This window comes from Stieleria tagensis, assembly GCF_024129865.1.
Classification (GTDB): domain Bacteria; phylum Planctomycetota; class Planctomycetia; order Pirellulales; family Pirellulaceae; genus Stieleria; species Stieleria tagensis.
In genome coordinates, this window is the sequence record NZ_JAMYFE010000105.1 from 1 (window position 1) to 16,280 (window position 16,280).

The following is a 16,280-nucleotide window of genomic DNA, read 5'->3' on the forward strand; positions in this document are numbered from 1 at the left end:
CGAATTGAATCGCTGGGCGCCGGATTATTTCCGCACCCGCCAAGCCCAACCACAGGTTCAGTTGCTGGTGACGCCCGAGCAATTTGCCTAGGGCCGTTGCACACTATCTGAGAGCTGTTGATTCAATCTTCAGCGGCGCTGGCGTGGAGGATTTATCCGACTCCGTTGAGAGTTTCCTGTGAAGAATTAAGCCGGTCGGATAAATCCTCCACACCAACTTGCGACCGGCTAAATCTCTCGCTCACGCGTCGGGTTGGATAAAACCGCAACTTCAAAACACGCAGTCGGGATGGGCCAGTTCAATCGACTTGAACTGTACACCCACACAGCACTGAAGAAGTAACCACGACTACCACCACAGAGCTATACTATCAGTCCCAAGGGAGAAGTCAAACGATGGTGGTCGTTTTTGTTGGCGCACGCACAGGCCCTGTCGAAGCGCGCCGCCTGGACTGGCCACGGAAAAAGAAACTTGGCCGCTGTGCAACTTGGCCGTGGCCTTATTCAGTAGGCACGTCAATGGCGCGACTGATCACGCTGTGTGAAACGAACATGGCGACAATCAGCGGAAAGGCGAACGCCATGACCTTTAGAAATCCGCCTGGGCCGTCCGAGAGTGATTCTGCAATCAACGGAAGAATGAAGGCGGCAAGGATTCCAGACACCCAGACCGCAGCGTTCGTCGCTAGCAGTTTCTTTTTGTCTGAATTGGTCATTTGCACGACTCTCTATTGGGGCGCGTGCCGATTGCAATCGAGTGATTGTGTGACGGCTAACGAATCAACAGTCTAGAACATCCGCAACTGGAACTGCAACGGTTGCCTGTTTGGAGAATCGAGAGGTGGAAGAGAAGCGACCGAGACGCCAAGTTGCACCTGGGCTACTGCAGGCGAAAGGTGTCGTTGACTTCGGTGTAGTCGCGACGACCGACGCGACCGATGGTGGCGATCGCAGCTTGGTCGGCGACCGTGTCGTCGATGTGAAAGTAAACGACATTGCCGATGACCAGGTTGGCGCCGCCGGGGCCGGTCCCGAGTTGAATGGCACTGTGAAGTGTGCATTCCATGGCGGCGGCGGCAAGTTTGACACGTGGTGGTGCGACTTTGACGCTCGCAGCCTGTTCCAGGCCGGCCAATTGAAATTCGTCGCTCTCTGGAGGCACATCGTCGGCGGTACGATGCATGGCCGCGGCCAGTGGCAGGGTGACGACATTGACCACAAATTGGCCGGTACGGCGAATGTTTTCCAGCGTGTCTTTGGGACGTCCCTGGCTGTCGTTTGCGGGTGAGAAACAGACGGTCGGCGGCTTGGCACCGATGCCGGTGAAGAACGAAAACGGGGCCAGGTTGGGAATGCCATCGATCGATAGCGTCGACACCCACGCGATCGGCCGCGGCGTGATCATCTGCACCATTCGCAGATAAACTTCTTGCAATGATTGGTTGGCGACGTCCAATTCCATTTCAGTGATCCGCCAACAGTCCGACCATCGTGTCCTGCATCGGCTTGGTCGCCGTGACGCAGAATTTTGGCAGCCAGTCATCCAGATCGGTGCCATCATAGGCGGTCAAATGCGCGCCGGCTTCGCGGGCAATCACCGTTCCAGCGGCGGAATCCCAGGCGGCCACATTGGTCGCCCAGTAGCCATCCAACCGCCCCGCCGCGACGTAGCACATATTCAAGGCGCATGACCCCAGGCGACGCAGCGAGCGACACCGCTCCAACACTTTGACGAACCGAGTCACCTCGGGAGAATCGGATTTGACACCCGCCGGAAAACTGCAGGCGACCAATGCATCGGACAGGGACTCGCAATCACTGGTGTGAATCGGCATGCCATTCAAATGGGCACCCTGGCCATCGATTGCAGTGAACAATTCTTTCGTGACCGGATCCAAAATCACCCCCAACCGCATCTTGCCTGCGTGATACAAGCCGATCGAGACGGCAAAGGATTGCAGACGATGGACATAGTTGACGGTTCCGTCGAGAGGATCAACGACCCAGCATGGCGGGGCATCCAAGTCGCCGTTGCGGACAGTGGCCGGTGGATCGTTTTCGCCTTCCTCTTCACCGACAAACGCATAGCCCTCGAAGGCATCCATCAAGATCTTGCGAATCGCCTTTTGTGACGCCAAATCCGCATCGGTGACCAAATCCTTGGGGGCTTTTTCGGTGACCGTTCGGCTTTCCCAACGGCTCAGGAGTTCGGCGGCACCGGCTCGAGCCGCGGAGATCGCAATGTCCAGATGTTCTTGATTCACAATTAAACTTCAAGGCGTCGGAGTTCTTCCAGCCACAGCCGGATGTCGTTGTTGTATTCAGTGGCCATGTCGCCGATGACCAATTGCCGATGAAAGGCCGCGGCGCCGGTGTCCACATGTTCGGCGGCTTCGGCGTTGGGGAAACGACGATTCGGATCCGGTGCGATCAACCCCTGCAAAAAGTTCATCAACAGTTCGTTGCGGACGATGTCAGCCGGCAACACTTTTTCCAGTCGCCCTGGCAATTCCATTTTGGCTTGGACCAAGTCCATCAATTTTTCTTGGCCGGCAAAAATGTTCCGCCCGCTCAACAACTCGATCAGCACATAGCCAACGCTGGCCAAGTCACTGCGTGGTGTGGCGTGCTTGTTTTCCAGCACTTCGGGAGCGGCATACAGCGGCGTGCATTCACGTTCACGCGGCGGGTTTTTGTACTCGATCGCCGACCCCATGTCGATCAGCTTGGTGTGGCCGCTGCGTTTGAGCATGATATTGGCCGGTTTCACGTCGCCGTGAACAATCCCTTCACGGTGCAGCGCAGCCAGTGCCGCAAGGCATTCTCGCACGATGGCAACCGCCACCCCGGCTTTGAAACGCGAGTGATCGGGGCCTTTGGTGATGATCACTTCGTTGATGTAGCGGACGCGGCGCTTGTCCAAATGGCTTTCGAGCAGTTGCAAACAACTCGGGGCGATCAACTGCCGCAAATCGTAGCCGTCGACCCACTCCATCATCATGATGCGGATTCGGTTGCGTTCAAAAAAGTTCTGGACGGCCAACAAGTTGTCATGCTGGATCAAGGCGACTTTCGACGCGATCGTCGCCACCCGCTGCATCGCTTCGTCGTAGGCGTGGGCACTCAGGTAATGTTCCGGCGAGAAAATCTTCATTGCCACCGGAACGGTGAATCCGTCCGTCCCGCGGTACTCTGTCAAATAGACTTCGCCCTGTCCGCCGCGACCGAGCAACCGCAGCATATGGTGATGCCCGGTCCAACTGACTTTTTGGCGTTTGATCAGACGGTCATACCAATCGACCAGCTTGACATCGCCGGCAGCCTTCAACGCGCCTTGGTGCGTGATCGTTGGATTGGGTTCGAAGCGAGTGGTTGATTCCATTTTCGCGACGGTCCGTCGTGATTTGTTGAATGAGATTGGATGAACAGCAGACAGCTATCTGACCGTTTCGTGATTCCCCCTTTTCATTGGGACGGAAAAGACTCTCCGGTTTTCATACAGTTTACACAGCCCGCCTACTTACAAAAGGCGAGAGGGCACCCCCAGATCCGCACCCCCAATCGGCTGGGAAACTATTTCGGCCATCCGAACCGCTGACGGGGTGATCAGAGCCGCGCGGAGGGTTTCAGAGCGTTAAGATTGCCGCAGCGAAGCATCCGGATGGTTGATGCGGACAAAGGGATTGATCGAGTGACTTTAAAATGATTTTCGAGCACCGCGCGGCCAATCGGGTTGCGATCGTCTGCGACTGGGGATTGCCGTGCTTGATACTAGCATCGCTGGTATTATTGCATTCCAGCAAACTGTGCCCGGTCGCCACTGCCCAGGATGGTCTGGATCCCCCAGATGCAACTATTCCAGACACATCGGTGAATGTCTCGCCGACCGGTGTGCAGCGGTTTGCCAAGGGCAAATGGGCCGCCATGTCGGCTGTCGGTATCAATCCCAGCGATCAAGACACCGAAGAAGTGGTTTCGGTTTATCTGGGTGATCATCCCGACCTACAGTTCTCGCGGCGATTCTGGCTGCCCGCTCACAGTAAACGTCAAACTTGGTTGCCAATCCAAATCCCCCCCGCAACGCCGCTGCGCGACCAACAAATCACCAGCTCGATGATGCGAATCGTCGATTCCGGCGACGGCGAAGTGTTTACCGAGAATAGGCTTGGGATGCCACTGACGAAACGGTCACTGATGTTGACCAATGCCGAAATCAACACCGGATTGATACTGGAACCGCCGCAATGGGATGGATCCGGAATGTCCGAATCGTCTCGGGCCGATTTGTACACGATGCTGTACGCGGCACGCGACTCGGCGATCAATTCATCGTTGGAACTGTCGCTGGTGAATTTCCGTTCGGATTTCTTACCACCGACCCACCGCAGCCTCGATGCGTTGGACCAAATGGTGATTGCCGATGATCATTTGAAACATGACACCAGTGGTTTGCTACAACTGCGTCAATGGTTGCGCGATGGCGGACGGATTTGGATCATGCTGGATCGGGTTGCCTCAGCATCGGTTCAGACCCTGCTGGGAGACGACATGACGTTTTCCACCGTTGATCGCGTGCAGTGGAATGACTTTCAAATCGAAGCGGGCGCCGATCGCCCGGGGCAACCGTTTGAGAGCGAATCTTGGTCATCGGAAATCCCCGTCGAGATGGTGCGTGTGATGGGAGATTTCAACGAGGTTTCTTTTCAAATCAACGGCATGCCGGCCGCATTTTGGCAGCCCGTCGGCCGTGGCGAAGTCCTGTTCACCACCGCGTCCACGCGCGCCTGGATGCAGCCCGATCAAACGCCAGGACGCGCGCTGTATGAATTGTCACAGCGATTCTTCGAACCGCGAATGAAAGCACCGCGATCGGGACCGGCAATGATCCCCATGCTGGATCAAGAAATCGGTTACCAAATCCCACAACGCTGGATCGCCGGCCTGGTGCTGGGGATCAATGCACTCTTGATTCTAGGGTTCGGCTGTTGGTGGGCTTTCCAGCGGCGTCTGGAACGAATGGCCATCCTGATCCCTGTTTCAGCTCTCACGTCAGCCGTGCTGATGATCCTGGTTGGCAATCACTACGCCAAATCAGTCCCCTCGACCGTGGCCACCGGCCAGGTGGTGCGTGTGTTCGACGCCACCGACCAAGCGGAGGTGTCAACCGTGCATTCGGTTTACAGCAGTGATGCCGGCGACCTGGCACTCAAGTCGAACAGCGGAACGTTGACGTTGCCGTTGAATCTCGGTGACGCGTCCCAGCACCAACGACTGGTTTGGAACGACGATCAATCAAGTCAATCGATCGGTCTGACCCAACCGCCTGGAGTGGTGCGGCATTTTTTCTCGGATTCCACCGTTCTCCTGGATCAACCCTTGAAACTGCGAGGCACCTTTGATGCCAAAGGGTTTCGTGGCAAGCTGCAAGGATTGGGCGACCGCAAATGGGAAGATGCCGTGATCGTCGCATCGCCGGGGCCGGCGACAGCGGTCGTGGCCGATCCCAGTGAACGGGCGCCGTCGAGCCAGGATTCAGCAGACCAGCCGGCAACACTGGTTGCCACTACGGACAACCTACTCGCACCCGATCAATTCATTTCCGGCGCCCTGCTATCGGACACCCAGCGGATGCGACAGGAATTCTACCGACGCGTCTTTGCGACGCCCGAGGAACAACCATTCGGCCGCGAAACGTCGCTGTTGATTTGGACCGACCCGTTAGATTTGGGTGATCAATTTGCCGATCGCTTCGCTCGCCGTGGTACGGCACTTCTATCGGTGCCGATTCAAATCGATACGCCGGTCCCGGACGCGGATTTCCAGGTCCCCGCCACGTTCATTCGCACCGAAACCTTTGCCGGTCACCGGGGCGTGTCATTTGTATTCAACCCGCGGACCGGTCGCTGGCTGTCACAATTGACCAAGCCCACGGAAACGGAACTGCTGTTTCGATTCCCTGCGGAATTGGCAACGATGACACTGAAACAGGTGCGGTTGAAAATCAAACTCAATGCGCCGTCACGCTCGTTGATTGTCCAAGCAATGGTCGACGGCCAGCCCACCACGGTCTACGAACAATCCGATCCGTCCGGCACGATTGAATTCACGATCGATCGCGCTGACGCACTGCAGTGGCATCGCGACCATGGATTGTGGTTGTCGATTGGCATCAGCAAAACACAGCAACAGGTGGCGTCGGCCACCACCGATCCGGCCGATGATTTAGACTCGCCCGCCGACGGCAATGCCGCCGTCATCGGCGAGACAAAAGAAATCGAGAGTACGACTTGGCAAATCGATTTCATTCAAATGGAAGCGGTCGGTCGAATCGAATCCGATCCCGGCACGACAGCCTCCCTCGCCACTCCCCACGTCTCCACTCGTCTCGCAGGCACCCCGTGAATCAGGCACCACCCGTTGTTGAAATCAGTGAGCTGACCAAACGATACGACGAATTCACGGCGTTGGATTCATTGTCGTTAACTGTCGGCAAAGGCCAAATCTTGGGTTTTATCGGCCCCAACGGCGCCGGAAAAACAACGACCATTCGGATCTTGGTGGGGCTGTTAAAACCGACCAGCGGGTCGGCGCGGATCGCCGGTTCGGACTGTCTGGAGGAATCACAAAAAATCAAACGGCTGGTCGGCTACATGCCGGATGATTTCGGCAAATACAACAACATGCGGGTGAGCGAGTACCTGGATTTTTTTGGTGCGGCCTATGGCATTGGGCGTGGCAAACGGGTGCGTCGAATTGATGAAGTGTTGGAAATCGCCGGCGCTGGATACATGAAAGACCTGTTTGTCGATGCACTCAGCCGTGGCATGCAACAGCGCGTCGCGATCGCTCGCACCCTGATGCATGACCCCCAAGTCTTGATCCTGGATGAACCGGCCAACGGGCTGGATCCCCAGGCCCGGATCGACATGCGTGAGATGCTGTTGCGATTGGCCGGGATGGGGAAAACACTGATCGTGACCAGTCATATCCTGCCCGAATTGGCACGTGTCTGCGACTTGGTGGCAATGATCACCAAAGGCAAACTGCGTGCGTTCGGGACATTGGATGACATCATGCGTGACATCCAACAGCGCCGCACGTTTGAAATCCAGTTGCTCGATGCCGAACAAGTTCCGCGCGTCGTCCAATTGGTTCGCCAATGGATGAAGCAGGCGGACCAACCATCGGAAATCAGCGAAGCGACGGCGGAGACCATGGTGCGGTTCACCACCAGCCAAAGCGATCCTCAAATCACACCGCTGTTGACGCATTTGGTGAACCAGGGTGAATCGATCGCCCAGTTTCGCGAAGTCCCAACCGATCTGGAGGATGCATTCCTGTCGGTGGCCGGCAGCAACAACGAACCGCAATCTTCCGCGTCGCAGCCCCAGTCTGCCCAGGCGACATCATGAGCATGGTGATTAATCCTGTCGTTCAACGAGAATTTTTTGGCATCCTCCGATCGCCACGTTCATTTGCGACGTTGCTGGTGTTGTCGATTGGTTTTTCGGCAGCTGTGCTGATGCGTTGGCCGTCAGATGCAACGGTCGATCTAAGCGGCAGCCAATCGTTGGAAGTGTTTCGTGTTTTTGGCTACGGATTGCTGGCTGGCGTCGTCTTTTTAGTGCCTGCATTTCCGGCAACCTCGATCGTCAACGAAAAAAACAGCGGGACGCTAGCGCTGCTGTTGAATTCCCCGCTGCGACCGACGTCAATCTATTTCGGCAAACTCGCCGGCGTGTTGTTGTTTGCGGTTTTGGTTTTGTTGGCCAGCCTACCGGGCGCAGCGGCTTGCTATGCAATGGGCGGAATTGACCTCCGCGGCGGTCTGGGGTTGTTGTACCTGGTGCTGGCGCTGTTGGTGTTCCAGTACGCCACGCTGGGGATGCTGGTCAGCAGTTTTGCTGAATCGGCTGATGCGGCGGTCCGCATCACTTACTCGATCGTGCTGGCCATGTTCTTTTTGACGCTGGTCCCCGAAGCCTTCTTTCCCGGCGGTAGCGGTCTGGTCGGTGGTGCGGCGCGTTGGCTGCGTTCGGTATCACCGCTGCCGGTCGTGATGGAAATCATGGGCCATGGCGGGGTGGGATCTCGCGGCCTGATGGGGCACACCGGCGGATTGGCATTTATTGTCATCACCCTCGTCAGCAGCATCGTGTTTGCAGTCATCACTCTGTCACGATTGAACTATCGCATTTTTGATCGATCGCATGCCCAAGGGGTGATCACCGATGACCGCGGAGCGATGGCCCGCTTGACGCGACGATTGATGTATGTCGTTGATCCACAGCGCCGCAAGCCCGGGATTCCTTGGTATCTGAATCCGGTGATGGTCAAAGAGTTTCGTTGTCGTCGATTTGGTCGTTCCCAGTGGCTGTTTCGCTTGGTCGCCGTCTGTGCGGTCACCTCGATGGTGCTGACATTCGCAGCGGCAACCAGTGTGACGTCGTGGGGCGTGGAAACGATCGGCGGATTGATGGTGCTATTGCAAGTGATTTTGGTCGTGGTGATGACACCCAGTTTGACGTCCGGATTGATCAGTGGAGAACGCGACGGTGGCGGTTGGGAATTGCTGCGTCTGACGCCGTTGTCGGCCTTTAAAATCGTTCGCGGCAAACTGCTGAGCGTGTTATGGACGCTGTTGTTGGTGTTGATGGCGACGCTGCCCGGCTACCTGGTGATGATCTATATCCGCCCACAGATGTTGGCGCAAGTCAATCTGGTGTTGATCTGTTTGGCATGGACCGTGATCTACACCTTGGCCGTCAGTGCCGCAGTGGGCAGTCTGTTTCGATACACCGCGGTCGCGACAACGGTCACCTATGTCACCGTGATGACGTTGTTTTTGGCTCCAATGCTGGTCTGGTTGGGGCGTGATGCACCGTTCGGCCATTCGACCGTGCAAAACGCATTGCGACTCAATCCGGTCGGTGCCGCGCTCAACGTGATCGAAACACCAGGTTTTCAAAACTACGATTTATTGCCTGCCGCTTGGTGGGTCGCCGGGTGCATTTCGGCGTTCATGTTTCTGTTATTTGGTTTGCAAGTATGGCGTCTGACACGTCCCGTTTGATTTTCTGTCTCGTCTGGGCCTGCATTGGAGGCGTGCTAATACAGCCGATTGATGCCGGTGCGGCCGATCCGAACCAAACTGAACCGCCGATCGATCAGGTCGATTTGGTGATGTACGCTGATCCGGGATTTCCTATCCCGGTTCAGCAGATGGTTGTCCCCAACGATTCGCTACCACTGTGGCAACAGGCACTCGATACAGGTGACGTGGAATTACAGCGATTGACTCTCGATTCGATCTCGATTGCTCATCAACATGGCATGCAGGGACTGGAAATCTTTGTTGATCCGATCGTTTCATTGATTCAGCAACCTGAATTGTTAGCGGATGTCCGACTGGCGGGAATCAAGGCGCTGATCGAATTGGACCAACGTAATCAGGCCCAATTGCTGGCGACTCTTGCACGAAATAACGGTCGCGCCGCAGCCTCGATTATCGAACCGGCACTCACGCGGTGGGAATCGGACGTCTTGGCCGACGATTGGCTGAAACGTTTGGCCAGCCCCAGCGCCGGACGGCAATCGATGATCCGTGCGGCACAGGGATTGGCGGCACTGCAAGAATCGGCTGCGATCGATCCGCTGAAGAAACGAGTTGCCGATCGCTTGACGCCGCCCGATGTTCGACTGGCCGCTGCTGATTCGCTGGGGCATATCACCGACAACGGTTTGCAATCCTTGGCGACGGAATTACTGGAGCGTCCCGGCCAACCCACCTTGCCGGGCTTGTTGGCCGCTTCCCTGCTGGATCGGCACACCGATGCCGAATCCATCGACGTGCTCAAACAATTGGCACAGCGACCTCAGACCTTGGTGCAATCCGAAGCACTGGCGCGGCTCTACGCAATCGACTCCAACCTGCTATTGGAATTTGCGACGACAGCCATCACCAGTCCCGATGTAAACGTCCGCCGTTGGATCGGCCGCGCGTTGATCGATAGCAATGATGTGGATCGAATGGAGTTGCTTTGTACGCTGCTGGATGATGTGAATCCAAGCTTGCGTCAACGGGTGGCAGCCGCATTGGTTCGCCTGGCTGGAAATGACACACTGCGCGATGCAATTATCGCACACACCAGTGGCGTGCTAGACCAAGATGCGTGGCGAGGCTGTGAGCAGGCCGCGATCGTCTTGGTCAACTTGGATCATCGCGCCGCCGGCGACCGCCTAGTCGACTTGCTTCAACATCCACGTGGCGAAGTCATGACGACAGCGGCATGGGGACTGCGGCGTTTTGGGCTGAAACAACATCTGCCCGCGATGCTTGGTCGCGCGAAATCGGGTGCACAAATTCCACCACAGGATCCGCCCGCCGGTGAGATTCCTGATCAGCTGGGTCCCAAAGACATGATGGCCCAGCTGTTTATGGCGTTCGGTCAAATGGACTTTCGCGAGGCCGAAGAATTGATGCGAACTTACCTGCCCAAGAGCTACACGAAAGGCAACGATGCGCGGGCTGCGGCGGTGTGGTCGCTAGGCTATTTTTATGAAGACGAATCGCCCGATGAGTTGACCAAGATTCTCAGTCAGCAGCTGGCGGATGCCGACGGGGACCTGCCCGAATTGGAAGAGGTAAGACGGATGTCGGCGATCAGTTTGGGTCGAATGAACAGCTCCTCGGCAATCGCTGGACTGCGAGATTATGCCGGCGACGATTCCGGCATGGTCAGCCGATCGTGTCACTGGGCGATCGAGAAAATCACTGGAGAACCAATTCCTCCGCCACGCAAATCATTGCCGTTGACATACGACAACTGGTTTCTGACGCCGGTCCCAGCAACAGATGAAAACAGCAGCAAGTGATAGTTGTGGATCGCTCCGTCGATCCAACCTGTGTGATTCACTTGCTCGCACTGCGTCGGCGATCACTGCGTTGGCGAACCGGCGTACCGAAACACGAGTACGAGAAGCAGTACGTTATTATCGCTGCGAGAACGTGTTGTTCTGGCGCCCACTGCAGTCATTCATTGCGGCGTCACCGTCCATTCCAGGATGCCACCGGAGAAACCGGGCTGTAGCTGGACTTCGATCCGCAGCGCGGTTGTGTCAATCGGATCGAACGACATGCGATTCCAGCGATCGACCGCAATGGGATCGGATTGCCGTACGGTGACGGGTTTCCATTGGTTACCGTCCCGCTGCAGCACACGCCATGATTGGGGAATTCGACACTCGCCTCGACCGGTGTCGTCGAACCAATACACCGCGACTGAATCGATGGTTGTGGATTGCAGAAATTCGTACTGCACCCACTCGGCACTGCCTTTGTGATCCCACCAGGTGAACCTGGGAACGGCATGGTCGCCTGAGTGGGTCGGTGCGAGACCATCATCCATCGACGCAACGGAATCCCCTTGGTGAGTGTGGGACGCCGTGATCTTGTATGTCGATTCACGCGGTTCGGGTGGTTTGACCCAAGTGTGTGCGTCGGGCCCGCTGCCGATCACTGGAAAGGCCGAAATTCTCAGTCGAGCAGCACCCATTGGAATCAATGTCACATCTTCCTGGGGTTGATCGGAGCGCACCGGACTGTCTTGCAACACACTGCACAGGCCATAGCGATCCAGAGTCCACGATGCAATGCGTTTGGCAGTGGCGTGAATCCGGATCGGAACGTCTTGTGGGGTAAATGGGTAGTTGCTGGTCGGCCAATCTAAATATTCCACACGAAAGGACTGACTGGGTTCGCTGTCGTCCATCACCAGACCATAGTTCCAGGGTGTGGTGGGATGAATTTCATACGACGGCCATTTGCTGGTGTCAGCGCCCGATTGCCAACTGGAGTCACCGATTGCCGTTTCGGTGCTGTCCATGCGATCGTATCGGTGGCCAATCTCAAGCGAGAATGTTAACGGGCCATAGTTAACGCTTGCACTGTTGTGGTTGCGTTTCCATCGTTGCACGTCAACCTTCATGGGCAAACGCAAGCTCACGGTGTCGCCATCGTTCCATTGTCGATCGATTCGAATGTATTTCCCGCCGGACCGCGGTGTCGATTCAGCCGTGCCATTGATCGCTAATTCGGCTTGATCGCACCAGGCAGGAACACGCAGGTACAAAGGAAACTCGACCGATTGGTCAGCGTTGAACTTCAGCGTGATCGTGTCTTCGAATGGGTAATTGGTTTCGGAAACAAAACGAACCGATGTTCCATCAGCAACGCTGGCGTTGACTTCACTGGCACTGTACATCGCCGCACACAACCCGTTGTCGGGTGTGGCCATCCACAGGTGCTTGCAAAAGTACGGCCAACCATGCGAGTGGTTGTGCTGGCAACAGCGTGAACTGAAAGGATTCATCATCAAAAACGGACCGCTGTTTTCAATACCCGGCGCATGGTTTTCCGCGTCGCTCACGACCATATTGGGAGCGGTCAAATAGCGCAGCGACTTGAAGTCGGGCATCACAGCAGCGGGATAACTGTTGAAGGCGACGTTTTCACAATGGTCCGCCCAGAACGGATCGCCGCTGATCTGCATCAGCATCGCATCGGACAACATTTGTTCGACAAATCCGCAAGTCTCCGTGGCTTGACGCGGGTCGTCAAACCCTTCACGACAATTCTCGTCGCCGCCAAACATTCCCCCAGGCACTTGCCCAAACCGTTTGCGAACCTCATGGAAATTGGCATATGCAGCTTGCAGATCGGCGCTATCGCCGGACTGCTGATAGAACTGCGCGGGCTCGCGAAAACACTCGGCGATATTAACGTTATGCCAGTTCGGTAGATCGTTCTTGAGTGTCCAATCCGCAGTGCAGCGATGAATCTTCTCAGCCACTTCCAACAGTTTGGGGTCGCCGGTTCGATTGTACAGCCAATAGATGCTGTGCAAGTTGTCGCCACCACGCATCCGTTGCCAATAACCGGTCAACATCCGATCATCGGGCACCGACAGTTGGTAGTCAAAATAGCGCGTCATCAAGTCCAGCACACGTTTGTCACCGGAGTGTTCGTAGTAGCTTTGCAAACAGAACAACATCACCATGTTGGCCCAATAGTCGCGTGTGCCGTCGGCGAACCGCTGATCGGGACCAAAGTCGCCGTCGGCGCGTTGGCTGGCCAGTGTGCCTTCGATCCAGACCTGGCACTCGGCGATCATCCTGGGATCATCAAACAGATACGCCAATTCGATGTAACCCTTCAACCAATACGGCAACTCCTCCCAACCGTATTCCCCCGTGCCGTCTTTGCTTAGCCAAGCATTGTCCTTCTTTTGAAGCCAAGCGCTAATTTCACCGAGATGCCCGGTCAATCCGCTCCGCTGACGCTGCAGCATCTCTCGCAGCCACCCGCCTGGTTTGACCGAACCGACCGGCAATGCGATCAATCGGCTGGGAACCAGCGGTGCTCGATTGCCGACATACGACCGATTGGTCGAGGAAACATCGGGCGCATCCACCACCGTGGTTTCCGCCCGTAATGTCGCAACGCATTGTGCCAGCGCGGACGTCATCGACACTACAACCAAAATGGTGCAACGCCCGATGGTTGATTGGATGAACATGCAAGGTTCCTGGGCAAATTGATGACAAAGATGATCGCGACGTGAATGCAGGATCCAGTGGAGATCTGAATGTGTGGTGCACCCTGTGACTACTTTTTAGATTTCGCCGGGACGATCACAACAAAACCAAAATCAATGAATTGACCACCGCTGGTTTGGTGACAGTGGATCGCAACCTGGTTGTCGCCTTGACGCAGATTTGATGAATCGATTTTGTAAACCTCGTCTCCCCCGGTGTATCGGCCAAGTGCGACCAGCACTTAGCCGTTCAATTGGACCTGGGCATCGTGCGTGCGGCGAAGGTAGGTAACCAACGGCAAGCGCGTTTAGGGCTTGGTAAACAATTGCTGGTGAAGCTGCTTGAGTTCTTCGGCCGGAATTTTGATGACTTTACGGTCATAAGTCATCAAACCATTGATCTCTCCTTCGACATCCGTCGTCTGCGTGTAGACGCCTCCGGCGATCCCCTGTTTCCTCAACCCGTTCAAAACTTCCAAGGATTTGATGTATCGATCGCGATACTCCTGCTTGGTCTTGGGCAGACCGCCATAGCCCCAGTTGTCTCGATCGGCGTCCCACAAATGCCCCTGGACGGGATAGCCGTGGCCACCGAATTCGCCCACCACTTTGATAAAGTCTTGGTAGCGATTGGCGTCAAAGGGAAAACTGGGGTCGGGATAGCTATGCTGGTCGACGATGTCGCCGACCGGCCAGAAATTGCCACCGCTGGCGATGTTGATCAAACGGCTTGGATCACGCTGGACGCTCCACTTGCCAACTTCCATAGTGCGGTGTTGCCCCCAGGCTTCATTGAAAGGAACCCAGACAACGATCGAGGGATGATTCTCCAGTTCGTCGACCATCCACTCGAATTCCGTCATGAATTGCTGGTGTTGGTCGTCCGGCCATTCGGCGTCGTTCGGATCGGCAGCCAAATGCGTCCACTTGGGGTTCCTACCGCCGCTGACTTGGTCCTGCCAAACCATCATCCCCAGCCGATCACAGTGATAGTAGTAGCGACGTGGTTCCACTTTGATGTGCTTTCGAATCATGTTGAAACCAGCCGACTTGAGCCACTCGATGTCAAACAGCATGGCTTCGTCCGACGGCGGCGTCAGCAATCCATCCGGCCACCACCCTTGATCCAATGGCCCCCAATGAAAAATGATTTCACCGTTCAACGTCATTCGCCAATGGCCATCGGCGTCACGCGTCTTGCCAACGCTGCGAATACCGGCATACGAATGGACTTGATCCACAGTTTGTCCCGACGGGCCGAGCAGCGAGATCTCAAGTTCATACAGGTGGGGTGAATCCGGCGACCAAAGCTTAGGGCTGTCCAGCGTCACCGAGACCTGTTCGGTGGTGCCACTGACCGATGCGATTTGAGTGTCGCCGTCTTTGACGACCAACTGGATGGAACCACCGTCAACGGGATTGGCAATCTGTGATTGCACGGTGATTGTTCCGGCATCAGCGTCGGTGCGGATTTCCAGATCCGTCAGATGGTTCGACTGGACGGTTTCCAACCAAACGGTTTGCCAAATCCCCGAGACTTGAGTGTAGAAAATTCCACCGGCGTTGACCACTTGCTTGCCACGCAGCTGCCACGCTTCGGTATCGTCTTCCACACGCACGACCAGTTCATTGTCGCCTGATGTCAAAGCATCCGTCACGTCAAAGCTGAACGGGGTGTTGCCGCCTTGGTGTTGGCCGACACTGGTGCCGTTGACAAACACTTCACACTGGTAGTCGACCGCTTCGAAATTCAAAAGCGTTCGTTGACCGGGGTTCAATGCAGTCTTGAAACGGCGGTGATACCAAAGCGCTTGGTCGGCGCCCAACATCTGCTGGACACCACCAAGTTTGGATTCCAAACAGAACGGCACCAAAATCTGGCCGTCCCAGCTGGCCGGTACATCGACTTGTTTGTCTGCGGTGACCGCATAGTCCCAGTTGCCATTCAGGTTCGTCCAGTTCGATCGTGCCATTTGCGGACGCGGGTATTCGGTCCAGGCATTTTCCGCCGTCAGCTCGCTGCCCCACTTCGTGATCAATTCCGATAAAAACGGCGGCGCGGTCGGCAGCGGCGGTGGGTTGTCCGCATCGACAAAAATCACGTCGATATATTGCCCACCGGTGGTTTGTGAACAATGCACTGCCATCACGTTGCGACCAGGCTTGAGCGTTTCGCGATATTGCGGGTCAATCGAAACGACTTGATAGTCGCTAGTGAATCCTTTCATGGTCACGACTTTGACGCCGTTGATGTAAACCTGGGCGTCTTCATCGTGATGGATTTGCAGCCCGGGGTTGGTGGGCATCGAATCGATGTCAAATGTCGTCCGCAGCCAAATGTCGTTGGTTTTCCAGTGCGTGCCGACGCGTGCGCCAGGCGTTCCGCGGGTACCAAATCCGCCCGGCCCTTGTTTCCAACTGCTGGCATCAAAGTCGGGTTGCTGCCAACCATCAGCGGGTTTCTCCAGCGTGTAGTGCCACTTGTTCACCTCAGTCTGCTCTGCGACGCCGGGCGCGGAGACCAGTAGCGTGATCAGTAGCGTGGCAAACGAATGAAAACCAAGACGCTGAAGCTGGCGATTGCCAACCAGATTTGTGTGGATCATTTCGGTGTGTTGGCTGAAGTCGGTTTCAGTCGCGGGGGGGAAGGTAATTCACTTTAACCGTACACCTGCCGCTGACAAT

The 16,280-nt window shown here is 56.0% G+C and carries 11 protein-coding genes; 4 read left to right on the top strand and 7 right to left on the bottom strand.

Annotated elements, in window-relative coordinates:
- Positions 1-500: 500 nt before the first annotated feature.
- The 4 genes from NHH03_RS22830 to NHH03_RS22845 form a co-directional block, all read right to left on the bottom strand.
- Positions 501-716: a hypothetical protein gene (locus NHH03_RS22830; RefSeq protein ID WP_253160023.1), complete on the bottom strand. Its 216-nt coding sequence runs from the start codon at positions 714-716 to the stop codon at positions 501-503.
- A gap of 164 nt (positions 717-880) precedes the next feature.
- Positions 881-1,462 carry a flavin reductase family protein gene (locus tag NHH03_RS22835; RefSeq protein ID WP_253160025.1) on the bottom strand — a complete coding sequence of 194 codons (582 nt, stop codon included), beginning with the start codon at positions 1,460-1,462 and terminating at the stop codon, positions 881-883.
- 1 nt (position 1,463) lies between these two features.
- Positions 1,464-2,264, bottom strand: a complete 801-nt coding sequence (locus NHH03_RS22840; protein WP_253160027.1) for an inositol monophosphatase family protein — start codon at positions 2,262-2,264, stop codon at positions 1,464-1,466.
- 2 nt (positions 2,265-2,266) lie between these two features.
- Complete coding sequence (locus NHH03_RS22845; protein ID WP_253160029.1) at positions 2,267-3,382, bottom strand: serine/threonine-protein kinase; 1,116 nt, start codon at positions 3,380-3,382, stop codon at positions 2,267-2,269.
- 320 nt (positions 3,383-3,702) lie between these two features.
- Here NHH03_RS22845 and NHH03_RS22850 point away from each other — a divergent pair, with 320 nt between their 5' ends.
- Genes NHH03_RS22850 through NHH03_RS22865 form a run of 4 tightly spaced genes read left to right on the top strand, consistent with a single transcriptional unit; the run spans position 3,703 to position 10,875 of the window.
- Entirely contained in the window at positions 3,703-6,402 is a 2,700-nt protein-coding gene (locus NHH03_RS22850; RefSeq protein WP_253160031.1) for a hypothetical protein, read from the top strand.
- Positions 6,399-7,412 (top strand): ABC transporter ATP-binding protein, encoded by a 1,014-nt coding sequence (locus NHH03_RS22855; RefSeq protein WP_253160033.1) that lies wholly within the window; start codon positions 6,399-6,401, stop codon positions 7,410-7,412. The genes NHH03_RS22850 and NHH03_RS22855 overlap by 4 nt, the downstream gene beginning before the upstream one ends.
- The gene (locus NHH03_RS22860; RefSeq protein WP_253160035.1) at positions 7,409-9,073 is read left to right on the top strand and encodes an ABC transporter permease; all 1,665 of its coding nucleotides are present in this window, start codon (positions 7,409-7,411) and stop codon (positions 9,071-9,073) included. The genes NHH03_RS22855 and NHH03_RS22860 overlap by 4 nt, the downstream gene beginning before the upstream one ends.
- A 32-nt stretch (positions 9,074-9,105) precedes the next feature.
- Positions 9,106-10,875 (top strand): HEAT repeat domain-containing protein, encoded by a 1,770-nt coding sequence (locus tag NHH03_RS22865; protein ID WP_253160037.1) that lies wholly within the window; start codon positions 9,106-9,108, stop codon positions 10,873-10,875.
- Positions 10,876-11,036: 161 nt separating this feature from the next.
- Here the strand turns inward: NHH03_RS22865 and NHH03_RS22870 are convergent, their stop codons facing one another.
- From NHH03_RS22870 to NHH03_RS22880, 3 genes are all read right to left on the bottom strand, one after another.
- Positions 11,037-13,577, bottom strand: a complete 2,541-nt coding sequence (locus NHH03_RS22870) for a beta-L-arabinofuranosidase domain-containing protein (RefSeq protein WP_253160039.1) — start codon at positions 13,575-13,577, stop codon at positions 11,037-11,039.
- Between the two features lie 89 nt (positions 13,578-13,666).
- The gene (locus tag NHH03_RS22875) at positions 13,667-13,837 is read right to left on the bottom strand and encodes a hypothetical protein (RefSeq protein WP_253160041.1); all 171 of its coding nucleotides are present in this window, start codon (positions 13,835-13,837) and stop codon (positions 13,667-13,669) included.
- 66 nt (positions 13,838-13,903) lie between these two features.
- Complete coding sequence (locus NHH03_RS22880; RefSeq protein ID WP_253160043.1) at positions 13,904-16,201, bottom strand: glycoside hydrolase family 2 protein; 2,298 nt, start codon at positions 16,199-16,201, stop codon at positions 13,904-13,906.
- Between the last annotated feature and the right edge of the window lie 79 nt (positions 16,202-16,280).